18 protein-coding genes are annotated in these 23473 nt (G+C 72.0%); 9 read left to right on the top strand and 9 right to left on the bottom strand.

Going from position 1 to position 23473, the window contains the following annotated elements; translation table 11 throughout:
- The first annotated feature begins 10 nt into the window (after positions 1–10).
- Genes ACZBH1_RS07595 through ACZBH1_RS07585 form a run of 3 tightly spaced genes read left to right on the top strand, consistent with a single transcriptional unit; the run spans position 11 to position 3257 of the window.
- The gene (locus ACZBH1_RS07595; protein ID WP_463646017.1) at positions 11–1339 is read left to right on the top strand and encodes an ABC transporter substrate-binding protein; all 1329 of its coding nucleotides are present in this window, start codon (positions 11–13) and stop codon (positions 1337–1339) included.
- A 59-nt stretch (positions 1340–1398) separates the two neighbouring features.
- Positions 1399–2361, top strand: a complete 963-nt coding sequence (locus ACZBH1_RS07590; RefSeq protein WP_452323648.1) for a carbohydrate ABC transporter permease — start codon at positions 1399–1401, stop codon at positions 2359–2361.
- Positions 2355–3257, top strand: coding sequence for a carbohydrate ABC transporter permease (locus tag ACZBH1_RS07585; protein WP_463646016.1), 903 nt, complete (start codon positions 2355–2357; stop codon positions 3255–3257). The genes ACZBH1_RS07590 and ACZBH1_RS07585 overlap by 7 nt, the downstream gene beginning before the upstream one ends.
- Here ACZBH1_RS07585 and ACZBH1_RS07580 read toward each other — a convergent pair whose 3' ends face one another.
- Positions 3258–4121 (bottom strand): helix-turn-helix domain-containing protein, encoded by an 864-nt coding sequence (locus tag ACZBH1_RS07580; protein ID WP_378878837.1) that lies wholly within the window; start codon positions 4119–4121, stop codon positions 3258–3260.
- Between the two features lie 94 nt (positions 4122–4215).
- On the opposite strand from ACZBH1_RS07580, the gene ACZBH1_RS07575 reads away from it, so the two are divergent.
- Together ACZBH1_RS07575 and ACZBH1_RS07570 are read left to right on the top strand one after the other, a co-directional pair.
- Positions 4216–7497 (top strand): DUF5107 domain-containing protein, encoded by a 3282-nt coding sequence (locus ACZBH1_RS07575; RefSeq protein WP_463646015.1) that lies wholly within the window; start codon positions 4216–4218, stop codon positions 7495–7497.
- Positions 7494–8798: a cellulase-like family protein gene (locus tag ACZBH1_RS07570; protein WP_463646014.1), complete on the top strand. Its 1305-nt coding sequence runs from the start codon at positions 7494–7496 to the stop codon at positions 8796–8798. Before ACZBH1_RS07575 ends, ACZBH1_RS07570 begins: the two co-directional genes overlap by 4 nt.
- Before the next feature lie 119 nt (positions 8799–8917).
- Here ACZBH1_RS07570 and ACZBH1_RS07565 read toward each other — a convergent pair whose 3' ends face one another.
- The 4 genes from ACZBH1_RS07565 to ACZBH1_RS07550 form a co-directional block, all read right to left on the bottom strand.
- The gene (locus ACZBH1_RS07565) at positions 8918–9712 is read right to left on the bottom strand and encodes a S1 family peptidase (RefSeq protein WP_463646013.1); all 795 of its coding nucleotides are present in this window, start codon (positions 9710–9712) and stop codon (positions 8918–8920) included.
- A gap of 127 nt (positions 9713–9839) precedes the next feature.
- Positions 9840–10418, bottom strand: coding sequence for an orotate phosphoribosyltransferase (gene pyrE / locus ACZBH1_RS07560; RefSeq protein WP_336394222.1), 579 nt, complete (start codon positions 10416–10418; stop codon positions 9840–9842).
- 10 nt (positions 10419–10428) lie between these two features.
- The gene (locus ACZBH1_RS07555) at positions 10429–11289 is read right to left on the bottom strand and encodes a hypothetical protein (RefSeq protein ID WP_463646012.1); all 861 of its coding nucleotides are present in this window, start codon (positions 11287–11289) and stop codon (positions 10429–10431) included.
- A 274-nt stretch (positions 11290–11563) separates the two neighbouring features.
- Positions 11564–13843 (bottom strand): hypothetical protein, encoded by a 2280-nt coding sequence (locus tag ACZBH1_RS07550; protein ID WP_463646011.1) that lies wholly within the window; start codon positions 13841–13843, stop codon positions 11564–11566.
- Between the two features lie 135 nt (positions 13844–13978).
- On the opposite strand from ACZBH1_RS07550, the gene ACZBH1_RS07545 reads away from it, so the two are divergent.
- On the top strand, positions 13979–14818 hold the full coding sequence (locus tag ACZBH1_RS07545) for an exodeoxyribonuclease III (RefSeq protein ID WP_463646010.1): 840 nt from the start codon (positions 13979–13981) through the stop codon (positions 14816–14818).
- Positions 14819–14921: 103 nt separating this feature from the next.
- On the opposite strand, the gene ACZBH1_RS07540 is transcribed toward ACZBH1_RS07545, so the two are convergent.
- The 3 genes from ACZBH1_RS07540 to ACZBH1_RS07530 are packed head-to-tail and all read right to left on the bottom strand — an operon-like array spanning position 14922 to position 16719.
- A complete protein-coding gene (locus ACZBH1_RS07540; protein WP_336394218.1) occupies positions 14922–15539 on the bottom strand; it encodes a dihydrofolate reductase family protein in 618 nt (205 codons plus the stop codon).
- A gap of 29 nt (positions 15540–15568) precedes the next feature.
- A complete protein-coding gene (locus tag ACZBH1_RS07535; protein ID WP_463646009.1) occupies positions 15569–16282 on the bottom strand; it encodes a winged helix-turn-helix transcriptional regulator in 714 nt (237 codons plus the stop codon).
- Positions 16282–16719, bottom strand: a complete 438-nt coding sequence (locus ACZBH1_RS07530) for a VOC family protein (RefSeq protein WP_463646008.1) — start codon at positions 16717–16719, stop codon at positions 16282–16284. Before ACZBH1_RS07530 ends, ACZBH1_RS07535 begins: the two co-directional genes overlap by 1 nt.
- Positions 16720–16873: 154 nt before the next feature.
- On the opposite strand from ACZBH1_RS07530, the gene ACZBH1_RS07525 reads away from it, so the two are divergent.
- Both ACZBH1_RS07525 and ACZBH1_RS07520 read left to right on the top strand, forming a co-directional pair.
- The gene (locus ACZBH1_RS07525; protein WP_463646007.1) at positions 16874–18142 is read left to right on the top strand and encodes a sensor histidine kinase; all 1269 of its coding nucleotides are present in this window, start codon (positions 16874–16876) and stop codon (positions 18140–18142) included.
- On the top strand, positions 18139–18909 hold the full coding sequence (locus ACZBH1_RS07520) for a response regulator (protein WP_463646006.1): 771 nt from the start codon (positions 18139–18141) through the stop codon (positions 18907–18909). Before ACZBH1_RS07525 ends, ACZBH1_RS07520 begins: the two co-directional genes overlap by 4 nt.
- A 120-nt stretch (positions 18910–19029) precedes the next feature.
- Here ACZBH1_RS07520 and ACZBH1_RS07515 read toward each other — a convergent pair whose 3' ends face one another.
- A complete protein-coding gene (locus tag ACZBH1_RS07515) occupies positions 19030–19599 on the bottom strand; it encodes an NADPH-dependent FMN reductase (RefSeq protein WP_452323659.1) in 570 nt (189 codons plus the stop codon).
- 342 nt (positions 19600–19941) lie between these two features.
- Between ACZBH1_RS07515 and ACZBH1_RS07510 the strand changes: the two genes are divergently transcribed.
- A complete protein-coding gene (locus tag ACZBH1_RS07510) occupies positions 19942–23406 on the top strand; it encodes a hypothetical protein (RefSeq protein ID WP_463646005.1) in 3465 nt (1154 codons plus the stop codon).
- Positions 23407–23473: the final 67 nt, after the last annotated feature.

The following is a 23473-nucleotide window of genomic DNA, read 5'->3' as shown; positions in this document are numbered from 1 at the left end:
GGGAGCATGTATGTCCATTTCCACTCGTCGTCGCACCCGAGCGGCGGCCCTTCTCGCCGGCGGCGTCGCCGCCGTCCTGACCCTCGCCGGATGCGCAGGCGGGTCGGGTTCCGACCAGCCCGCAGACGGCGAGCCCGTCGAGATCACCTTCCAGTCGTGGGTGCCGAACATCGACCGTGCCGTCGACGCGTTCAACGACGCGCACGACGACATCCACGTCGAGCTCGAGACCATCACGGCCGGCCCCGACGGCGGCTACGCCACGATGCTGTCGGCGGTCCAGGCCGGCAACCCGGCCGACGTCGTGCAGCTGGGCTACGACGCCATCCCCGACTTCCTCATCAACGACGCCCTCGAGGACATCACCCCGTACGTCTCCGACGCCGAGGAGAAGTTCGTCCCCTGGCAGTGGCAGACCGGTGTCTTCGGCGACAAGGTGTACTCGATCCCGCAGGCGTCGGGGCCGCTCGGCCAGTTCTACCGCGCGGACATCTTCGCGGAGCTGGGCATCGAGTACCCCGAGACGTGGGACGAGTTCTACGAGGCGGCCAAGGTCGTGCGCGCCTCAGGCCCGGACCGCTACATCACGGCCTTCGCGTTCAACCAGGCGCCCTGGATGATCGGCCTCGCGCAGCAGGGCGGCGCGAACTGGTTCGTCGCCGAGGACGACGCCTGGACGGTGTCGATCGACGGCGACGAGACGATCAAGGTGGCCGAGTTCTGGCAGAAGCTCATCGACGAGGACCTCGTGAAGGTGGAGGCCGACTTCTCCAGCGAGTGGAACGCCGACCTGCAGAACGGCAACATCCTCACGTGGATCTCGGGGTCCTGGGCCGACGCGATCCTGCGCGGAACCGCCCCCGACACCGCCGGCAAGTGGGCGGTGGGCGCCATGCCGCAGTGGAACGCCGGCGAGAACGTCTCGGCGACCTGGGCCGGCGGCTCGGCCAACGCCGTGCTGAAGGGCTCGAAGCACCCCGAGGAGGCCGCCGAGTTCGCGGTCTGGCTGAACTCGAACACCGACAGCGTCAGCATCCTCACCGAGATCGGCGCCGGCTGGCCGTCGATCGCCGACACCGGCGCGATCGCGTCGCTGCAGGACGCGCCGGAGGTGTTCGACTTCTACGGCGGGCAGGACATCTGGGACGTCTTCGCCGAGTCCGACAAGGCCGTCGACACGTCGTGGGCCTGGCCGCCGCTGTCGTCGACGCTCTTCGCGAGTCTCACCGACAACGTCAAGGCCGCCGTCGACGCGGGCACACCGCTGCCCGAGGCGTACGCCAAGACCCAGGCCGACATGGTCGCGGCGCTCGAAGAGCGCGGCATCTCGGTCGACTGACACCGATGGGGTGGGCTGCACGGCGGCCCACCCCGTCGCCATTCCCTGGGAGAAGACCCGTGAGTCTCGCTGTCCGCACCCCTGCGCCCGCCGTCGGGCCCGCGTCCGAATCCGCACCTGTCGCCCCACGCCGCCGGCGACGCCTGCCGGGCGCGGTATGGGTTCTCGTGCTGCCCTTCGTCGTCATGTTCGCCGCGTTCTTCGTGGCGCCGATCGTCTATGCCGTCGTGCAGAGCATGTTCACCACGCGCAGCTCCGGGCTCGGCTACGGCGCTCCCGAGACGGTGTTCGTCTTCCTCGACAATTACGTCCGTGCGCTGTCCGACCCCACGTTCGTCGAGAGCCTGGGCCGCCTGGTGCTCTTCTCGGCGATCCTCGTGCCGCTCATGGTGGTCACGGCGCTGGGGCTCGCCCTGCTGCTGGACTCGGGGCGGGCACGGCTCCCGCGGATGTTCCGTGTCATCTACTTCTCGCCCTACGGGGTGCCCGGTGTCGTGGCCACGCTGCTGTGGGGCTTCCTCTACGTGCCGGCGACCAGTCCGGTGCTGCAGGTGCTCGGGTTCGCAGGTGTGAGCTTCGACCCGCTCGCCAGCGGCACGGTGCTCTTCTCGATCGCCAACATCGCACTGTGGGGCTTCGCCGGCTACAACATGGTGATCCTCATGGCGGCGCTGAACGCCATCCCCTCCGAGCTCTACGAGGCCGCGCGCGTCGACGGCGCGTCGGGCTGGGCCACGGTCTGGCACATCAAGCTGCCCCTGGTCCGGCCGTCGATCATCCTGGTCACCGTCTTCACGATCATCGGCACGCTCCAGCTGTTCGTCGAGCCCCTCGTGCTGCGCCCGCTCACCACAGCCATCAGCACGACCTACACGCCGAACCTCGCCGCCTACAACCAGGCCTTCGCGCAGGGCAACCCGAACCTCGCCGCGGCGATGGCCGTCATCGTCGCGATCCTCGGCTTCGCGTTCTCGTTCGGCTTCCTGCGGCTCGTCAACCGGAAGGGGAACCGCGCATGGTGACCTCGGCACAGCCCCGGATGCAGTCCACGACCCAGCCCCGGATGCAGTCCGCCACCCGCGGCGGTGTGAGCACCGTCGCCGTCAACGCGGTGCTGATCGTCGCCGGTGTCTACTTCCTGCTCCCGCTGGTGTGGGTCGTGATCGCCGCGACCAAGTCGCCCGCCGACCTCTTCGGCACGTTCGGCCTGTGGTTCTCCGACTCGCCGCAGGCGTGGGAGAACCTCGTCGCGCTGTTCACCCAGGACGGCGGCGCCTTCACCCGCTGGGTGCTCAACAGCATCATCTATTCGGGCGTGGGCGCCTTCGTGGCGATGGTGCTCTCGGCGGCCTGCGGCTACGCGATCGCCAAGTTCCCGTTCCGCGGACGCGAGGCGCTGTTCTCGGTGATCCTCGGCGGCGTGCTGGTGCCGGCGACGGTGATCGCCCTGCCCCTGTACTTCCTGCTCAACACGTTCGGGCTCACCGGCACCTACTGGGCGGTGCTGCTGCCCAGCATGGTCAGCCCGTTCGGCGTCTACCTCGCGCGCATCCATGCGAACGCGAGCGTGCCCGACGAGGTCATCGAGGCGGCGCGCCTGGACGGCGCCGGCGACCTGCGCATCTTCGCATCGATGGCGACCCGCATGATGATGCCGGCGATGGTGACGATCTTCCTCTTCCAGTTCGTGACCATCTGGAACAACTACCTGCTGCCGCTGGTCATGCTGAACGACACCTCGACGTTCCCGGTCACGCTCGGGCTCACTCTCTGGAACGGCCAGACCCAGCGCGACCCGATGTTCTACTCGCTCGTCGTCGCTGGCTCCGCCGTATCGGCCCTGCTGCTGGTCGCCTTGATGACCGCACTGCAGCGGTTCTGGCGCGCCGACCTCACGGCCGGTGCCACGAAGGGCTGATCAGCCCTTGCGCAGTTCCCGGTACGCGCGCGGGCTCATGCCGTGCGTCCGCCGGAACTGGCGCGAGAAGTAGAACGGATCGTCCATGCCCACCTGCCGGCCGATCTCGGCGACCGGCAGGTGGGTGGTGTCCAGCAGCGCCCGGGCACGGGCCATCTTCAGCGCGTTGTGATGGGCGAGCACGCCTCCGCCGGTCGCCTCGCGGAAGAGCGCGGCGAGGTGCGACGGCGAGACGCCGACCATCGCGGCGAGCTCGGGCACCTGCACCCGGCCGTCGATGCGGTCTTCGAGATAGCGCATCGCGCGTTCGACCGGGGCTCCCTCGCTCGGCAGCGCGCGGTCGACCGCGAGCTGCGTGAACAGCCGCCACGCCATTCCCGACGTCGCTGCCAGGCGGGCGGGCGTGGTGTCGCGCGCCAGCGCGACCGAGATCTCGTCGAGCAGCGAGGTCACGCGGTCCACCTCGCGCAGCGAGAGGGTGACCCGGTCGCGACGGATGCCGGCAGCCTCGACGAGTTCGGGCACATCGGTGCCGCGCACATGGCACCACCAGATGGTCCAGGGCTCGTCGGCCGCCGCGCCGTAGGAATGCGGCATGCCTCCCGGGAGCACGATCGCCGTCGAACTGCCGACGCGCAGGCGGGCCCCGCCTGCCTCGACCCAGCCCGAGCCGGCGACGCACACGATGACGATCGTCTCCTCGGCGCCGCTCGGGCGATGACGACCGTGCAGCTCGGCCCGCGGGAAGTATCCGGCATCCGTCACCAGGATCCGTCGCGTGACGGGGCGCACAAGTGCGGCCTCCACGAGGGGGCGCGGCACGACACTGAGCCGCTGCCGCTCGAAGCCGTCGGCGCGTTCCATTCCGGCATCTTGCCATACGGCGACCAGCGGATCATCCAGGTTCGACGTGCGTTCTCCCATTGTCGCGCGGACCTGCGCGCCGTACTTTTGCCAGGTGACTTCCCCCGCCGACGCCCCGAGCCGCATCGAGCTGCCCACCGCCCCCGCCGACCAGGCGCGCCTCCTCGCCGCCGGCGGCGTCGCCTGCTGGAGCGAGCCGGTGTCGATCGACACCTACGCGGCCGGTGAGCCGGACCCGTTCCCGCTGTTCCTCGACCGCCGGGTCTACCAGGGGTCCAGCGGCAAGGTGTACCCGCTGCCGATGATCGACAGCGTCGCGCACGAGAAGGCGCCGCGGCTGTGGCAGGCGATCCATCTCGAGAACGCCTACGTGCGCCTTCTGCTGCTGCCCGAGATCGGCGGCCGCATCCACATCGGCTACGACAAGGTCGCCGGCTACGACTTCTTCTACCGCAACAACGTCATCAAGCCGGCGCTCGTCGGACTGGCCGGTCCGTGGATCTCGGGCGGCGTGGAGTTCAACTGGCCCCAGCACCACCGGCCGGCGACGTTCCTGCCGGTCGACGCGCGCATCGAGCGCGAAGACGACGGCGCGGTCGTCGTCTGGCACAGCGACCTCGATCCGCTCCAGCGCATGCGGGGCGTGCACGGCGTGCGCCTGCGGCCGGGCTCCTCGCTCATCGAGCTCGAAGCGGCACTGCACAACCGCACCGACGTGCCGCAGACGTTCCTGTGGTGGGCCAATGTCGCCGCGCGCTCGCACGACCAGTACCAGTCGTTCTTCCCCGACGACGTCGCCTATGTCGCCGACCACGCCCGGCGCGCCATCACCGCCTTCCCGCGGGCGGACCGGCCGTACTACGGCGTCGACTACCCGGCGCGCGCCGCCGAGCACGCCGACGCCGACCGCATCGACGTCTACAGCAACATCCCGGTGCCGACGTCGTACATGATCACCGACACCGACGACGACTTCTTCGGCGGCTACGACCATGCCGCCGACGCCGGCTTCGTGCACTGGGCCGACCGGGCGATCTCACCCGGCAAGAAGCAGTGGACATGGGGCGACGGCCCGATCGGCCGAGCGTGGGACGATCAGCTCACCGACGGCGACGGCCCCTACGTCGAGCTCATGGCGGGCGTCTACACCGACAACCAGCCCGACTTCAGCTGGCTGCTCCCGGGCGAGACCAAGCGCTTCCGCCAGTACTGGTACCCGATCCACGGCACCGGCCCGGTCCGGCAGGCGACGACGGATGCTGCCCTCGGGGTCCGTGCCGACGGCGACGGCACGCGCATCACGGCGATCGCCACCCGCTCGCTGCCCGGCGCCTCGATCGAGGTCCGGCGCGGCGGTGCGCTCGTCGAGGCGTGGACGGCGGACCTCTCGCCGGATGCGCCCTTCACGGCGGGCGCGGCGATCCCGGCGGACGCCCCGGAACTCGAGGTACGGATCATCCACTCCGGCGCGCCTCTGGTGGTGTGGCGTGCTCCCACCGGTCACGCCGGCGAGCCGTGGGCCGCGACCGCGCCCGACCAGCCGGAGGACATCCCGTCGAACGACGAGCTGTACGCCACGGCGGTGCACCTGCTGCAGTACCGGCACCCGACGCGGTCCGCGGTGCCGTACCTGCGCGAGGCGCTGCGCCGCGATCCGGGCGACTCGAGGGCCGCCACCGCGCTCGGCGCGTGGCACCTCGCGCGCGGACAGTACGCCGAGGCGCTCGAGCTTCTCACCGCGGCGACAGACCGGCTCACCCGCCGCAACCTCAACCCGCGCGACGGCGAGACGGCGTACCTCCTCGGTCTCGTCCACGAGCGGCTGGGGAACGACGACGCCGCCGATCGGTGGCTGGCGAAGTCGGGCTGGAACGCGGCCTTCGCCGGGGCGGCGGCCCTGGCGCGCGCACGCATCGCCCTGCGCACCGGGTCCCCGACCGCGGCTCTCGCGCTGGCGCGTGCCGCGCGTGCCATCCCGGAGGCGCGCCGGATCGAGGCGCTCGCACTCGCGCGCCACGGCGAGCACGCGGCATCCGTCGCCCTTCTGACAGACCTGCTCACCGACGACCCGCTCGACCCGGCGACGCGGGCGCTGCGGGGCGACCCGCCCCGGCGCGACGCGCGCACCGCCCTCGACGTCGGCGCCGAGCTCGCCCGTGCCGGCGCGTACGACGAGGCGCTGGCCGCAACGGGGCTGGACCTCGAGGCCACTCCGTCGGCGGGGCGCGCCGGTCCGCTTCGCCACTATCTGCGCGCGCACTGGTTCGAGCGCGCCGGGCGGGCGGATGCCGCGGCAGACGAGCGGCGGTCCGCGCGTGCGTCGTCGGCGGCGCTCGCGTTCCCCGCGGGCCTGGATCAGTACGACGCTCTGGTCGCGGCGATCGACGCCGACCCGACCGATGTCGTCGCGTGCGGTCTGCTCGGCATGTGGCTGCTCGACGCGCACCGCGAGGCCGACGCGCTGCAGCACCTCCGCGCGGCGACCGCCGGCGGATCGACAGACCCCGTGGTGTGGCGCAATCTCGCGATCGCTCTCGTGGCTGTCGCCGACGATGACGAGGGTGCCGACGCGGCCCTCGCACAGGCGCTCGCCCTGCGACCCGAAGCGCGCCTCGTCTTCGAGCGCGACGTGCTCGCCGAACGGCGCGGAAGGGATGCCGCCACCCGCCTCGCCATGCTCGAGCGGCACGCCGCGCTGCTCGACGTCCGCGACGACCTGGCTGTGCGCCACGCGAACCTCCTGCTCGATGCGGGGCGGGTCGACGACGCCTGGCGCCTGCTCAGCACACGGCGGTTCCGCCCCTTCGAAGGCGGCGAAGGACGGGTGATCGCGGCGTTCGATCGCGCCGCGTGCACGCTCGCGGAGCGGATGCTCCCGGCGTCGCCGGCAGAGGCAGCGGCCCTCCTCGAGGCGGGATTCGTGCCGCCGCGGTCGCTCGGCGAGGGACGGCACCCCGCTGAGCGTCCGGTGCGGCGGTGGGTGCTCCTCGGTCTCGCGCGCGAAGCGGCCGGCGACCCCGCCGGCGCCGCCGACGCGTGGCGCGAAGCCGTCGCGCCGACGCCGCTCGCCGTCGACCCGCGCCCTGCCGACGAGACCACGTACTGGGAGGGCATCGCACACCTGCACCTCGGCGACGCCGCTGCGGCGAGCGCCGCCTGGGACGCCCTCGACGCGCGCGCGGCCGCCCTGCGCGCGGCGAGGGACGAGGTCGACTACTTCGCCACCTCGGTGCCCGAGCTCACGCCCTTCGACTCCGACACCGCATCGACCCGGGCTGCGACGGCGGACGAACTGGAGCGGCTCGCCGCACGAGGGCGCGCGCGGCAGGGCGCCTCGGCGAACGACGTCCGCACCGCGGGAAGGATCGACGCATGACCGAGCGCTATCTGGGATCCGGCACGATCGAGCGCGACGAGTCGTCCCTCACCGGAAGGGTGCCGGCGCACCTGCCCCAGCGGCTCACGATCACCCTGTGGGACTTCTCCTGGTACACGCAGGCGGGTCCAGGCGAGCCGTACGCCGATCTCGGCGCGGCGATGGCGGATGCCGCATCCCTCGGCTACAACGCCATCCGCATCTGCGCCGCACCGCTGCTGCTCTTCGGCGGGCTGGGGCTCGACGACCTCGCCCGCGACCTCGAGATCGAGGGGCTCGGAGCCTCCCCCGCCGGCGGGTACTTCGGCCAGCGCACCCGCTGGTACGACACTCCGGGCGGCTTCCGCCTCGATCTGCGCGCACGACTTCTGGCGCTGTTCGAGGCCGCCGCGGCGCACGGCATGGGGATCATCCTGGCCAGCTGGGAGTACCAGCAGTCGACCGCGTTCGCCGCCTCTCCCGCGTGGTTCCACGCGATCGACGCGGTGCCGTTCGCCGAACGCTACCGCGTCCTCTCCGCCGCGTGGGACGCGATGATCGGGTGGCTCACCGACCACGGCCACCGTGAGCGGATCGCTCTCGTGGAGCTGCACAACGAGGTCGACTTCTCGATCCTGCCCGCGCTCGAGGACGGCGGAGCGGAGGAGGTGGCGCGGCTGCGGGCGCAGCATCCGGATCTGCTCGTCACCGCCAGCTACGGCAAGCCGCCGCACCTCGCCATGCATCGGCTCCCAGGCAGACTGGGCGCCGCGCAGTTCCACGTCTACAGCTACGGCGTGCTCGACGCCCTGCAGCAACGGGTCGACATCCGGTCGGAGGGCAGCGAGGGCTTCCCCAATGCCGCGCTGCGTTCCCTGCTGCGTCCGGATGCCCCGCCGGTCGCGGACTACGGCCGCGCCGAGGAATGGAAGTACCGCGCGACGGTCGTCACCGACCAGATGATCTACGGCTATGACTGGATCGACCCCGCCGCGTGGGACGCCTGGCTCGTCGCGCACTATCCGCCGTACGAGCAGGTCATGCGTCGCGAGATCGCCTCGCGCACCATCGCGATCGCCGCGTGGGCGCGCTGGCAGGGTGTTCCGGCGATCGTCGGGGAGGGCTGGGTCGGCTACACGCCGCTGCACGGGACGTTCGAGGAGGGCCCGATCGGCCGCGCCCTGGCCGAGCACGGCGTGCGCACCGCCCTCGAGCACGGCGTGTGGGGCGTCGTGCTGTGCTCGAACGCCGCGCCGCACCACCCGATGTGGAAGCTGCGCGATTGGCAACGCGAACTCAACGCCGAGATCCTCGCCGGCTGAGGGTCCGGTCCCGAGCGCTCAGCGCCCCACCACCGCCGCATGCGTCTTGCCCCGGCAGGCGCGGCTGAGGCATCGGGCGCGGGGGCGGCGAATGCCTCTCCCCCACGCCCGAGGCCGCGTCAGCCGGTGAAGGTCGCCAGCCAGTCGAGGTCGTCGGCGCGGTCGACGCGGTACACGCCGCCGGTTCCCGCACACGTCGAGTTCTTGCCGAAGGAGGTGACCCCGGCGATCACGTTGGAGTCACCGATGAAGTTCGGCCCGCCGGAGTCGCCGGAGCAGGTCCCGCCGGTGTGCGCGTTGTTGGAGAGGATCAGCGAGCCGTCGCCGGTGTAGCCGGTGTTGATCGAGATCAGCTTGGGGTAGGACACCATCCGGAGGCGCTCGGCCTGGGTCTTCCACGAGGCCGCGTCGGGGAAGCTCTTCTGCAGTCCGTAGCCCACGGCGGTGAACGTGACGGACTTCTTGTCGGTCTTCAGCGCGTCCAGCTGGTTCAGCGTCGGCAGCACGCCGTACTCGTCGACGTAAACCGGCTCGTCGAGCACCACGACGCCCAGGTCGTGGAGGTAGAACAGCGCGTCGTCGTACTCGGGGTGCGTGTACGGCGTGCCCGACACCTCGCCGGTGTTCGGGTACTGATGGGCGGCGGCATCCCGCAGGTCGTCGTCGAACCAGATCTGTACCTGGTCGGCCCCGAACGTGCAGTGGCCGGCGGTCAGATACAGCGTCGGCGAGATCAGCGTGCCGCTGCAGCGCCACATGGGCGTGCCCTCTTCATCCTGGGCGACCATGATGCCGACGTGGGGATGGCCGTCGCCGTCGGGGATGCCGTCGGTGATGGCCTGGGCCGGAGAGCCGATGGACAGGAACAGCAGTGCCGCTGCGGTTGCAGCGAGAGCGAGCGCGGGTTTGCGCATTCCACACCCCTTCCGTGGGTTGCGGACGAGCATGCCATCGCCATCGGACAGTCGACAAGCGGACACACTCGGCTCGCGCGAGTGCGGCATCTTCCGGCGACCGCCGCGCCGATCGACGGCCCGCGGGCTACTGCGGTTCGAGGCCGAGGTCGTCGAGGTCGATCGCGGCGAGCCACTGCAGGCCCTCGGCCTCGACGGCCGCCTGGGCACCGGTCTTGCGGTCCACGATCACGGCGACGGCGACCGGCTCGGCGCCCTCGCGCCGCAGCGCCTCGACGGCCTTGAGCGCCGACTGGCCGGTGGTCGAGGTGTCTTCGACGACGACGACGCGCTTGCCCGCGACATCCGCCCCCTCCACCTGGCGTCCGCGCCCGTGGTCCTTCGGCTCCTTGCGCACGACGAACGCGTCGAGCGGCTTGTGGGTGCGCGCCGACTCGTGCATGACGGCGTTCGCGATGGGATCCGCGCCGAGGGTGAGCCCGCCGACGGCGACGATGCCGTCGACGTCGCGGATGAGGTCGAGCATGATGCGCCCGATCGACGGCGCCGCACGGTGGTCGAGCGTGAGCTTGCGCATGTCGACGTAGTACGTGGCCTTCTTGCCGCTCGAGAGGGTGAAGTCCCCGTGGAAGACCGCCTCGTCCTGGATCAGCGCGATCAGGTACTGGCGGTCGGCTTCGAGGGCGGGCGTGGAGGCGACGGTCATGCCGTCGAGTCTACGGATGCCGCGCCCCGGCCGATGCGGGTCGCTCGGCGAGCGGGCGCCCGCTGAGGGCGGCGGCGTCGCGCGCGGACGCACGCGGAGCGACGGCGTCGCGACGCTCGTCGGGGCCGGTCGCACCGGGCGGCAGGAGCGCGGCCACGGCGCGCGCGACCGCCGGATCGTCGGCGGCTCCCGCGAGCGCCTCGGTCCGGCCGAGCGCCAGATTCGCCGCCGCGGCGGTGCCGACGTCGCCCGAGTCCGCCATCTTCTCGAGCTGCGCCGAGGCCGCGCCGATCACGCCGGCGCCGAGCAGGCTCTGCAGCACGTCGCGGTCGCCGAGTCCGGCGGCGATCGCCGCGTCTTCGGGCGCCGTGCGTACGAGTGCGACCGGGTTCGACTCGAGCGTCAGTCCCGGCCGCGCCGCGAACCGCGCGACGAGCTCGTACCGCCCGGGCGCCGGGAAGAGCGGGGCGCTCCCCGCGGACAGCAGCGGCACGGAGGCGACGAGGCACTCCCCCGGCGCCAGTTCGACCGACCGCGGCGCGGAGTCGACCGGCCAGGGCCACGCCGCCCGCACAGGCCGGCCGCCGGCCGCTGTGACGAAGATCTCGAGGTCTCCCTCGACGATGTTCAGCCGCGCGCTCACCGTCGCCGCCTCACGCGCGACGAGCTCCGCGTCCGCGTAGGCGATGCGATCGAGGGGAACGGTCCATGCGCCCGCTGCGCTCGCCCGCGGGCCGCTCCGCGCCTCTGCCCCGGGCGCGTCTCCGCGCGCCGTCCCCGGCGCGTCGCCGGGGGCCGTGCCGCGCGCGGGCTCGGCCGAGGCCGGCCAGAGCCGCAGCTCCAGCCCGCCGCCGTCCGCGTGCTTCGTCACGGCTCGATCCTTCCCCTGGACGGGCTCTGTGTCACCCTTCGCAGGAGAATCCGCCCTCCACAGGACGCTGAAGCGTTCCAACCTCCTGTGGAAGGCGACATCTCCTGTCGAACCGGCGCGGGGCCCTCGCTGAACGCGCAGCGCAACCTCCCGCCCGACCGTCTCCGGGCTCTGTGTCACCTCCACAGGAGAAACCGCCCTCCACAGGACGCTGAAGCGTTCCAACCTCCTGCGGAGGGCGATTTCTCCTGTCGAACCGCAGCCATACCCCGGATCAGCGACCCTCGGGCGACACGAAGTCCGCCGCGATGCGCTCGGCCTCGGCGACGTCCTTGCCTGCCGCCGAGCGGGCCCCGCCTTTCGCCCGCGCCTTCAGCGCGGCGATGGTGTCGGCGACGACCGGGGCCTCCTTCTCCGTCGGGCTCGCGACGGTCACCGCCAGCGCGGCGACGCGCTCGGCCGACCGGCCGTGCAGCGCGAGCTCGAGGAAGTGCGCCGCGTCGTCCGGAGCGGCCTCGCGCACGTCGCGGGTGCGGAAGTCCGAGAACGACCGCGCCAGCGCGTTCGCGAGCACCAGCGCTCCGGCGGCGCCGGTGTCGGTGTCGCTGTGCTGCTCGGCCAGGTCCGTGAGGACCGCGCGGGCGGAGGCATCCGTCGCGAAGTCCCCCAGCGCGATCGCACGGCCGACGCCCGGCGTGAGCGTCTTCGCGCTGATGTCGACCTCGGCATCGGAGGCAGGGCCCCGCACGTCGACCGTCACCGGCGCGGAGCGCACCGTGGTCACCGGATCGACCTCGAGCTGGGCGGCGACCGTGTGGCGGCCCGGCTCGGTGAAGGTCACCCCCTGGTTGGTGAAGAACACCTGCACGTGGTTGCGGATCGACTCCCCCGGCTGCAGGACGGTCATCGGCCGCGGGCCGCAGCCGATGGCGACGTCGACCAGATGCTGGAGCGAGTGGTCGGGCGGCGTGTGGAGGAAGACGAGGTCGCCCTCCGACAGGTTGATGAGCGTCGTGACGGTGCGCGCCTGGTCGGAGACGTTCGTCAGCACGACCTCGGCGGTGACGTACTCGCCGACGAACGCCTGCGCGGGCATCGCGACCGTCAGCTCGAGACCGTCGTCGCCCTGGTCGCCCCACAGGCCCGCGGCGTCCACCGGCGCGGGCAGCCCCGCCGACAGGTCGCCGTGGCCCCAGCCGAAGTTCTTCCAGCCGGGTCGCACCTGCGGGTCGGGCGAATGGATCAGCGACGTGCGGTCGTGGTCCGAGAACAGGAACGAGGCGTTGCCGGGGTACGGGTTCGCCGAGGTGGCGAAGCCCATGACGTCGCCGGTCTGGTTCATGATCTCGGTGCCGATGCCCGGGTTGTGCACGTCGTGCTTCGGATGCCACAGGTTGAAGGCGTGCCCCGCCTCGTGCACCAGCGTGCGCAGGAACGCCGCCGGCACCTCGTCCAGCGGTCGGCCCCGCGCGCCGGCGGCGATGAAGGAATCGTTGCCGAGCCGCACGTCGGCGAACCCGGCGGCGCCCTCGCGCGGCACGGTGTCGTCGTCGAACATGATCCCGAACAGCCCGCCCTGCGCCGACCCGACGAACAGCCACAGGCGCCAGCCGTCGCCGGCAACCGCCTGCCGGTGCCCTGTCATGAGCGTCGCGAGCTCGGCGTTGGTGAGCGCGGCGTCCTCGGGCACGTTGATCTCGTCGGTCACGACGGTGACGTCCCATCCGGCCGACGCGTACACCGAGCGCACCGACGCCGCCGCGCCCGAGCCGATGGTGGCGGATGCCGGGAACGCGCGGTTGACCATGGCGTCGACCTCGATGCGGCATCCGCGGTACATCGGCGAGGTCTTCGACGCCGTGACGTTCGTGACCGTGCCGCCGATCGACAGCGTGCCCGTCATGCGCTGCGACGAGCCCAGCAGGGCGCTGGTCGCGGTCACCACGAGCGGACGCCGGCAGCGCAGCGTGAGCGTTCCGGTGTCGGTCGAGACGAACTCCTGCGTGGTGCGGTTCCACAGGTGTCGCACGATCTGCACGGTGAGCGTGCCGCCGGAGTAGGTCGCGCCGTTGGAGCGGAAGTACCAGGTGTACTGGGATGACGGGAACGCCGGGTACCAGCGCAGGTTGAACGCCGTGAGCTCCGACAGCACCGGTGCGTCGTCCTCTCCCGGATCCGGCTCGGCACCGTCGGCCTCGACGTCCCCGCCGAACGGCTGCGGCCGGGGCTCGGGCAGCGGGAACGGCAACGGGCGCTCCACCTCCGTGAGCACGGGAGGGAAGACGCGGCGGGAGTACATGTCGCCCGAGACGCGCAGTGACGACGCGCCGACCTCGATGCGCATGGCACCGCGCACCTCGGGGCCGAACACGGTGCGCCGCTCGAGCTCGAGCAGCCAGGACCCGTCGAGCGTGCCGATGGGGCACGCGCGGGTGAGCATCTCCGGGCGGATGACGGGATCGGGGAGGATGAGCTCCCCGTCGGCGTCGAACTCCAGGGGCGCGGAGTCGTGGGCGGCTTGCGCCCCGTGGCCGCAGCCGCAGTCGTGGTCCATGGTGGGTCTCGCTTTCCCGACCGCGGACGCGGCCGCTGACAAGAAGGAGACTCCTCCCCGAACGGGTGATACGCCAGGGGGGCGGTATCCGCTGGCGTCCTTTCGACGTCGGCCGCCCGCTTTAGGCTGGAGGCCATGCGCCTGGCCACCTGGAACGTCAACTCGATCCGCGCCCGGGTCGACCGCATCGTCGACTTCGCGGTGCGCGAGCACATCGACGTGCTCGCGATGCAGGAGATCAAGTGCAAGGCCGAGCAGTTCCCGTTCGAGCGGTTCGAAGAGGCGGGGTTCCACGTCGAGGCGCACGGCTTCTCGCAGTGGAACGGCGTCGCGATCGCCAGCCGCGAGCCGGTCACCGAGGTGCGCACCGCCTTCTCCGGCATGCCCGGCTTCGAGAAGGGCCACAACGGGCCGGATGCCCCGCAGGAGGCGCGCGCGATGGGCGCGACCGTCGGCGGGGTCGAGGTGTGGAGCCTGTACGTGCCCAATGGCCGCTCGCTCGGCGACCCGCACTACTACTACAAGCTCGACTGGCTGTCGGCGCTCGCGCAGTACACGTCCGACTCGCTGGCCGCGAATCCCGACCTGCCGCTCGCGCTGGTGGGCGACTTCAACATCGCGCCGACGGATGCCGACAACGGCGACCCCGCGGTCGTGCCGGGCTTCTCGACCCACGTGTCACCGCCCGAGCGCGAGGCGTTCGCCGCGCTCGAGGCCGTCGGCCTGCACGACGTGGTTCGCCCGCTGATCCCCACCGGCTACACGTACTGGGACTACAAGCGCCTGAAGTTCCCCCGCAACGAGGGCATGCGCATCGACTTCATCCTGGGGTCCCGCGCGATCGCCGACGCCGTGACGGGCGCGACCATCCACCGGAATGAACGCAAGGGCGAGCTGCCGAGCGACCACGTCCCCGTCGTCGTCGACCTCGACCTCGAGGGCCCCGACGACGACGACCGCCCGATGATCTTCTGACGCGGCGCGGATCAATGCGAGGTACGAGCGTTGATGCGCGCCGGGTCAAGATCGAGTAGCGCGCGAGGAACGAGCACGCGTATCGAGATCTCAGCGACCCCGGTCAGTCCTCCGCGGTCATGTCTCCGGTCCGCACGTCTCCGGCGACGGGACCGTACCGCAGCAGCACGGCGCCGCTCGGACCGGTGACGGCCGGCTCGAGGAGCGTGAAGTTCGCGGGGGCGCACCCCTCGGGGAACACCTTCTTGCCCTGTCCGAGCACCACCGGGTAGATCCACAGCGTCAGCACGTCGAAGAGCTGCTCCATGAGCAGCGTCTGGACGAGGTTGGCGCTGCCGATCACGTGGATGCTCTCGTGGCGCTCGCGCAGCGCCTCGACCTCTCGCGCGAAGTCCATGCCGAGCTGCGACGAGCCCTCCCAGTCGAGGGTCGGCAGACCGCGCGAGGCGACGTACTTCGGCACGCGGTTGAAGACCTCGGCGATGCCGCCCGTCTGGTTCGGCCAGTACCCCGCGAAGATGTCGTAGGTGCGGCGGCCGAGCAGCAGCGCGTCGAGGTTCGAGATGCCGTCCCAGATCGTCTTCCCGATGACCTCGTCGGGGAACGGCGCCTGCCACCCGCCGTAGGGGAAGCCGCCCGTGGTGTCCTCCTGCGGGCCGCCGGGCGCCTGCGCGACCCCGTCGAGCGTGGTGAACAGGTCGATGTGGATGCGACCGGCCATTGTCGTGTCCCTTCAGAAGGCGGCGGGGCTCACGCGGCGAGCGCGGAGCCGGGTTCGATGCGGAAAGTCTGCGCGAACCGTTCGAGAAGTGTCGCATCCCCGGCGACGACCGCGAGCACATCCTGGTCGATCGCTTCGGCCGGGGTCAGTTCGCCCGAGATGACGCGACGGATGCCGGGGCCCGCCGCGAACGTCAGATCGGGCTCGCCCGCCGTCGAGGCCTGCGTGCCCAGCCGCGGGTCGACGGGGCGTCCCGCGGGGTGCAGCTGCGCGATGCGCAGCCGCTCCCGGTCGACCTGCACGCGCAGGGCGACGTCGGCCACATGCACCTCGTAGTCGGCGGGCGGCAGCGAGGCCGCGGCATCCGCTCGGAACGCCGTCCGCAGCGCCATCGTCAGGGAGTCGGCCGTCACGACGTCGTCGGGCTGCGGGTCGCCCATCTGCTGGAAGCCCCACCGGCCCAGCGCGAGCACGATCGGCTCGAGCTCGCGGCCGTACGGCGTCAGCTCGTAGACGAGCCCGCAGTGCAGCAGCGGCACGCGGCGCACGACGCCGCTCTCCTGCAGCTCCTTGAGCCGCGTGGAGAGGATGTTGGTGGGGATCTTGGGCAGCCCCTGCTTGAGGTCGGTGTAGCGCCGGGGGCCGACGAGCAGATCGCGGACGATGAGCAGTGCCCACCGCTCGCCGATCAGCTCGACGGCGGTCGTGACCCCGCAGTACTGTCCGTAGCTGCGGGCTGCCACTACGCCTTCGCCTGCTCCGCGACGTACGCGTCGGGACCCTGCTCGGCGGCCTGCGGCTCCATGAAGACGAACTCGATGCCGTTGCCGTCGGGGTCTTCGAGGTCGCGGCTGTACATGAAGCCGTAGTCCTTCGGCTCGGTCGGCTCGGTGCCGCCGTTGGCGAGGCCGGCCTCGACGATCTTGTCGACCTCCTCGCGCGAGTCGCGGCTGAGGGCGATGAGCACCTGCGCCTGCGTGCGCGGGTCGGCGATCTGCTTGTCGGTGAAGGTCGAGAAGTACTCCTTGGTGAGCACCATGAAGTAGACGTTGTCGTCCCACACGATGCACGCGGCGTTCTCGTCGGTGAACAGCGGATTGATGCCGGCGCCGAGCGACGTGTAGAACGCCTTCGCCCGCTCGAGGTCGCTGGTGGCGATGTTGACGAAGATGTGCGTCATTGCTCTGCTCCTTCAGGCAGGGGCGCCGGGGTGGCGACGCGTCCATGGTTGCAAAAAGCAAGCGCGCTTGTCAATAACAAGTCCCGCAGGTTCGGTGCGGTGAATCCGCCTCGCGGGGGATGCCGCGCCTGCGCCCCCGCCGTAGCGTGGAGGGATGCCCGACCTCCCGCCCTCGACCGCGCGGCCGCGTCCGACACCGCAGGAGCTCCGCGCCGACGTCTGGCTGGCGGCCGGCCTCTTCGTCGCGGCGGTGCTGAGCAGCGCGCTGGGGTCGGTCGCCGGCATCTACGGCGACGATGCGACCGGGGGCATGCAGTGGGCGCTGCTCTACAGCCTCGGGCTCACCGCCCCGCTCGCCGTGCGCCGCCGGTTCCCCGAGATCGTCGTCGTGGCGATCGCGGTGGTGTTCTTCCTCGGCGTGACCTTCCGCATCCCCGACGTGTACGTCAGCAACATCTCGATGTTCATCGCCATGTACACCGTCGGCGCCTGGGTCGACGACCGGCGCCGCGCCCTGTGGGTGCGCGTGGGCGTCATCGTCGGCATGTTCCTGTGGCTGCTCGTGACGACCTTCCAGGCGGCGATCGATCCCAGCGACGAGACGCTGTCGCGCGCCGGCGCGTTCTCGCCGTTCGCGGCCTACATGCTCATCCAATTCCTCGTGAACGCGGCGTTCTTCGGCGGCGCGTACTACATGGGCGACCACGCGTACGCGGCGGCCATGTCGCGCGCCGCGCTGGAGGAGCGAACCCGCGAGCTCGAGCGCGAGCGCGAGGTCACCGCCGCGCAGGCGGTCGCCCTCGATCGCGTGCGCATCGCCCGCGAGCTGCACGACGTCGTCGCGCACCACGTCTCGGCGATGGGCGTGCAGGCGGGCGCCGCCCGCGCCGTGCTGGAACGGGACACGGATGCCGCGCGCGCGGCGCTGCTGGGCGTCGAGGAGTCCGCCCGCGCTGCGCTCGTCGAGCTGCGGCAGCTGCTGGAGACGCTGCGGACATCGGGCGGCGACGCCGACGGCGGCTCGACGGTGCACCTGACGGGCCTCGCCGACCTCGTCGCCCACGCGAACGACAACGGCCTGCCGACCACCCTGACCGTCGTCGGCGAGCCGGTCGAGCTGCCCGATCTCGTGCAGGTCAACGTGTACCGCGTCGCGCAGGAGGCGCTGACGAACGCGCGCCGGCACGGCGGACCGGATGCCGCCGCCGACGTCCGCCTGCGCTACGCGGGTGACGCCGTCGAACTGGAGGTCGCCAACACCGGCCGCTTCGCCTTGGCCGTGCGCCCGGGGCTGGGGATCGTCGGCATGCGCGAGCGCGCCGCCGCGTCGGGTGGCGAGCTGGAGGTCGGCCCGCGGGGCCGCGGCGGGTTCCTCGTGCGGCTGCGCGTGCCCGTTCCTGCGCGCGCGGAGGTGGACGCGTGAGCGCTCCGGTGCGCGTGCTCCTCGTCGACGACCACGCCGTGATGCGGGCGGGGTTCCGGATGATCCTCGAGTCGGCCGGCGACATCGCCGTGGTGGGAGAGGCTGCGAACGGCGTCCAGGCGGTGGCGGCGGCATCCGCTCTGCGTCCCGACGTGATCTGCATGGACGTGCAGATGCCCGAGATGGACGGGCTCGAGGCCACCCGCCGTATCGCGGCGGACGCGGAGTCGCGCGCCGCCGTGGTGGTCGTGACGACGTTCGACCGCGACGACTACCTCTTCGACGCGCTCGCGGCCGGTGCGAGCGGCTTCCTGCTGAAGAACGCCGGGCCCGAGGAGCTGATCTCGGCCGTGCGGATCGCCGCCGCCGGCGACGCCCTGCTCGCCCCCGAGGTCACGCGCCGCGTGATCGCGCGCTTCGCCGTCGCGCCGCCTGGGGAGCCGGCTCCCGGCGTCGACCGTGAGACCCCAATCGGCGGACGAGACCGCGGGGTTTCCCCAGGTTCTCGTCCCTCGGGTGGGGTCTCACCGGCCGAGCGGACGCCAGGCACGCCGGGCCCGGGAGCAGCCCCGGCGGTCGAGCTCACCGAGCGCGAGGCCGAGGTGCTGCGGCTCGTGGCGCAGGCGATGAGCAACGCCGAGATCGCCCAGCGCCTCTACATCGGCGAGGCGACGGTCAAGACACACGTCTCGAACGTGCTGCAGAAGCTCGGCGCACGCGACCGCGTCGCCGCGGTGGTGTACGCCCACCGGCACGGCCTCGCCTGACACACGCGGCAACGCCCGAAGCCACGGATGCCTCGACCCGGGCCCGCAAGGGGCCGGCGGATCGAGGCATCCGATCGGCTGGAACGATGCCGGCGACGGACGCCGCCGGCGAGGGTGAGATCAGGCGGCGACGGGAACCGCGGCGTAGCGGTCGACCAGCGCGCCGAAGGCCTCGAGGTAGCCGACGAGGAACTCGGCGGTCTGGTCGTTGGTGACCTCGCCGTTCTCGGCGAAGAGGCCCGGCGTGGTCTGCACGTAGCCCTCGGGCTGGCCGAGCGTGGGGGCGTTGTAGTGGCTGAGGATCGCCTTGAGGTGCTGCTGCGCGGCGGCGGTGGCGATGCCGCCCTGCGACGTGCCGATGACGGCGGTGGGCTTGCCGTTGAACGAGCCTTGGCCCCACGGGCGGGCGGCCCAGTCGAGGGCGTTCTTGAGCACGCCGGGGATGGAGCGGCTGTACTCGGGGGTCACGATGATGACGCCGTCGACGTCGTCGATGGCCTCCTTGAAGTCGCGTGCGACCTGCGGGAAGTCGGCGTCGTAGTCGGGCGAGTAGAAGGGGAGGTCCGCGATCGGGATCTCGACGAGCGTCGTGCCCTCGGGAGCGAGGCGCTCGAGCGCCTTGGCGAGGCGGCGGTTGATCGAGGTCGACGAGATGCTGCCGACGATGTAGCCGATGGTCCGGTCGGACATGGATTCACTCCTTGAAAAGACAAAGGTCCCCGGCGGGGACCACCGTGGACATTCCACTTCCATGCAATCACATGAATCTGGGATCTATTCCGTCGCATGAAAGATGTCGCCGTATGACGGCGTGGGCGACCGTGAACGTCGCCGGCACGCCTTGTCGCGCCTCAGCCCGGCGAGTAACGTTCGCGGCAGGTTCGGCGGAGCGGGGATCCGCCGGCAGCGGGCATCGGGATGGGGGTCCAGGTGGTCGATCCGACGGCGCCACCGGACGAGCCGGGCGACGCGCACTCGGGGCGCCCGCGACCGGCACGCCGACCACGTCGCCCCGTCCGACGGCTCGTCGGCGTGGGCACACTCTTCCTGCGGCGCGATACGGCGCTGGTCACCGCGATCGCGATCGCGACGACGCTCAGCGCGTTCGCGGCCTACCAGGCGACGCGCGCCGGGGAGGAGGCCGACGAGGCGTTCAGCCATGCCCGCACGCTGCAGGCCGAGGCCGCCCGCGACGAGGGCCGGCTGCAGACTCTCGTCGCCCACGACTCCTTCCTGCTCGGCCAGTACTGCGAGGCGTCCATCGCCCGCGCCGCGGTGCAGGGGACCCTGCTGACGTCGGCGCCGCAGACCACGGAGCTGGTGGCGGCATCGCTGGCGATGGAGTCGCTCGATCCGCTGATCCAGGGCGACCCGCTGTACAGCTGTCCGGCGGACGATGCCGAGCAGGAGGAGCAGGCCGAGCAGGCGCAGAAAGCGGTACAGGAGGAGGAGCAGGAGGAGCAGATCGGCTACTCGGCGCAGCGGGCCGAGCGGCGGGTGCTGCTCGACCTCTCCACCGACTCCCAGCCCGCCGTGGGGGCCGCGGAGGCGACGCGGGAGGCGGAGCGGATCAACCGGCAGGAGCTGCTCTCGATGCTCGCCGGCGTGCTGTTCGCGGCGACCGTCGCGACCCTGATCATCGCCGACGAGCTCGGCAACCGCTCCGCCCGGCCGCGGCTCATCGCGCGCGGCCGAGTCCTCCGCGGGCGGCTGTGGGCGCTCGGCGCCGCCGCCGTGGCGCTGGTGTCGGGCATGACGATCCTCCTCGTCGCGACGGTGGACCCGGTGGCGACCGCGATCGTCTTCGGCGCGGTCGCCGCGGCGCTCCTGGCCGAGATCTTCTGGACCCGCCGGATGCGCGGCCGGCGCACCGCCGCCGACAGCCAGGACGTCGGCACCCGGGCGAAGTGGTGGGCCGAGATCGCTGGGGCGGTGACCCTGGTGATCTTCGCCGCGTCGGCCGCGACGCTGGCGGCCGTCGCCGTCAGCGAGCGCGACGTGCGCGCGGATGCCGATCGCCAGGCGGCGCTCGCGCAGCAGCTCGAGCACGTCGGCCGGCAGACGGCCCTCCGCGACCTCAGCAGGCTGGCGTTGCTGGCGGTCGCCGATGCGCGGTGGACGGCCGCGGAGCACGCGCAGGCCGTGTCGGGGGACGGCGAGGATGCGGCCGCGCTCGGCGCGCGGTGGACCGAGCTCGATCGGCTCACCCTGCAGGTGGAGACCGATCTGCGCGAGGAGATCCAGGCCTCGGCGACCGAACACGTGTCGCAGGACTGTCCGGTCATCACGCCCGGGGCCGCGCTGGGCGGCCTCGACCTCAAAGACATCTCGCGCTACCGGGAGTGGGTCGGCGCGTACCTGATGGAGAGCGAGGAGCCGGCGCGCGCCTGCGAGATGCTCGCCGCGCTCTCGCGCACCGACGCGCGCGCGTGGTCCGCGGACCGATCGCGGCTCATCGTCTCGCTCGTCGTGCTCGGGCTGTGCGGCTTCATGTTCGCGCTCGCCACCGGCAGGGACCGCTCGCCGCGGGCGTCGCAGACGCTGCTCGCGGTGGGCACCGGTGGCGCGCTGGTCGGGATCGCCCTCGCCCTCTCGACCGTGCCGCACATGGTAGCCCGGTCGGATCCTCCCGATCGCGAGACGCTCGCGGCGCACGCGATGGCGGTCGCGCGCGCCGAGAGCTATGCCTGCGACCCCGAGCAGACCGTCGACAGCTGGCACGACACCCTGGACGAGGCGGTGCGCGTGCTCGACCGCCACGGCCCCGTGCACGCCGCCCGCGCCTACGCCCTCGACTGCGCGGCGGCCACGTACGAGTGGCCGGCATGGAGTGGCGACACCTCGCGTGAGGTGCTGCCCGAGATCGTCGCCGACCTGCGCGCGGCGCTGCAGGCGGGCCCGGCGGGGCCGGCGCGGCGCGCCGACCTCGGGTGGTACCTGATCCTGACGGGGATCTACGACGATGACCGCGACGCGCTGAACGAAGGCCTGAGCCTCACCGATGCCGCGCTGCAGGAGATCGCCGACGACGAGCGCCTCGCCGGCAGCACCGTCCACACCGCACGCGCCAATCGGGCCCTCGCGCTCGCCGCCCTGGGCGAGCCGGCGGCCGCGCTCGAGGCATACGAAGAGGTCAGCCGCTGCCTCGCACCCACGGCCGGCTGCGCGGGCGGCGGACTGGACGACAAGCAGCAGCGGGCTGTCCTGAGACTCGCAGCGCTCTCCGACCTCGAGCTGCTCACGGGTGCATCCCGCACGCCCGTCGATCCCGAGCAGGTGGAGGCGTACCGCCTCGCCGTCATGGGTGAGGTCGCGGCGGAGGGAACGTTCCCGGCCGTCGCCGAGGACGCCGCGCTGCGGGTGTGGGGTCAGGACATGGAACTCGAGACGGATGCCGCCGGCAAGGCGGTCGTCGTGTGGCTCCACCGGCGCGAGGACAGTGACGTGTGGGCCGTGCTCGCCCAGCCGAGCCTCGAGACCGCCGAGGTCGGCGACTACTTCGGCACGCCGTACTCCGCGACCGCGATGCTGCCCGCGGGCGAGTATCGGGCGGATGTGTATGCCGACGGGCGCCGATGGGAGTCCGAGGTGGTGCCCAGGGAGCCGAGGGCAGGGATGACGCGCCTGGAAGCGGACTGGGTCGGGGTCAGCCTCGTCGCGCCCGAGGGCTGGGAGTCGCAGTGGGAGTCCGGCACCACGTGGCATGTCGGCCCGGCGGAGGACTCCGGGGTGACGGTGCGCCGGGTGGAGGGGGTCGTCCCCTACGTGCGGTCGGACGAGTTCCTCCGCGGGCGGCTCGACCTCGCCTTCCCCGAGTGGGCCGGCCGCGAGGCGGTGGTCGAGAAGGACGGCTGGTTCCTGGGCGGCCCCAGCTATCGGGCGCTGTTCACCAGCGTCGACGACGAGAACGAGGCCGCGGCGGTCGCGCTGTTCCCCTACACCCAGGGCTACTGGTGCGGCGGCGCCCTGTTCGTGGCGACCACGGATCAGGCCGACACCGACGTCCTCCGCGACATGGTCCTCGATCGCGCGCCCTCCTCGGTCGAGCCGCTGACCGGGAAGGTCTCGACGGCCGGCTTCCGCCTCACAGTGCCGAAGGACTGGGATGCCGCGACCCAGCCACCCGGTGGCGCGGGGCCCCTTCTCACGGCCCGCGACTGCGTCGGCGATTCGGCATCCGTGTCCGTCGAGCGCACGATGCTCGCCGGCACCCTCGACGAGCACGTCGCCGGCGCGATCGCCGGGTATGGCGTGAGCGGCGACTTCCCCTCGTTCGCACTCGTGTCGCGGGCCGCCGCGGTCGTCGACGGCGCGGACGCCGCGGAGGAGGTCGTCTTCACCTACGTCTCGGACGAATGGGTGGATCCCGTGGTCGTGCGCGAGACCCAGGCGAAGCACGGCGACGAGGTGACGACGCTCAGGGTCCGTGTCTACTACGGCGCCGATCCGCACGGCGACGTCTTCCAAGACCTCGTCGCCTCGTGGCGCCTGGAGTGACGGCGGCCGCCCGCGGGTGACTCCACCGCCGAGCGGACCCGTCTCCTTCCGCAGGGGGAGGCGGGGT

This window comes from Microbacterium sp. ZXT2-5 (assembly GCF_055329545.1).
This window is presented reverse-complemented; position numbering and strand designations above follow the sequence as displayed.

Coding starts and splice junctions, on each gene's coding strand:
- ACZBH1_RS07595 (WP_463646017.1), top strand. CDS start 11: ATGTCCATTTCCACTCGTCGTCGCACCCGAGCGGCGGCCCTTCTCGCC.
- ACZBH1_RS07585 (WP_463646016.1), top strand. CDS start 2,355: ATGGTGACCTCGGCACAGCCCCGGATGCAGTCCACGACCCAGCCCCGG.
- ACZBH1_RS07580 (WP_378878837.1), bottom strand. CDS start 4,121: ATGGAACGCGCCGACGGCTTCGAGCGGCAGCGGCTCAGTGTCGTGCCG.
- ACZBH1_RS07570 (WP_463646014.1), top strand. CDS start 7,494: ATGACCGAGCGCTATCTGGGATCCGGCACGATCGAGCGCGACGAGTCG.
- ACZBH1_RS07565 (WP_463646013.1), bottom strand. CDS start 9,712: ATGCGCAAACCCGCGCTCGCTCTCGCTGCAACCGCAGCGGCACTGCTG.
- pyrE (WP_336394222.1), bottom strand. CDS start 10,418: ATGACCGTCGCCTCCACGCCCGCCCTCGAAGCCGACCGCCAGTACCTG.
- ACZBH1_RS07550 (WP_463646011.1), bottom strand. CDS start 13,843: ATGGACCACGACTGCGGCTGCGGCCACGGGGCGCAAGCCGCCCACGAC.
- ACZBH1_RS07545 (WP_463646010.1), top strand. CDS start 13,979: ATGCGCCTGGCCACCTGGAACGTCAACTCGATCCGCGCCCGGGTCGAC.
- ACZBH1_RS07540 (WP_336394218.1), bottom strand. CDS start 15,539: ATGGCCGGTCGCATCCACATCGACCTGTTCACCACGCTCGACGGGGTC.
- ACZBH1_RS07530 (WP_463646008.1), bottom strand. CDS start 16,719: ATGACGCACATCTTCGTCAACATCGCCACCAGCGACCTCGAGCGGGCG.
- ACZBH1_RS07525 (WP_463646007.1), top strand. CDS start 16,874: ATGCCCGACCTCCCGCCCTCGACCGCGCGGCCGCGTCCGACACCGCAG.
- ACZBH1_RS07515 (WP_452323659.1), bottom strand. CDS start 19,599: ATGTCCGACCGGACCATCGGCTACATCGTCGGCAGCATCTCGTCGACC.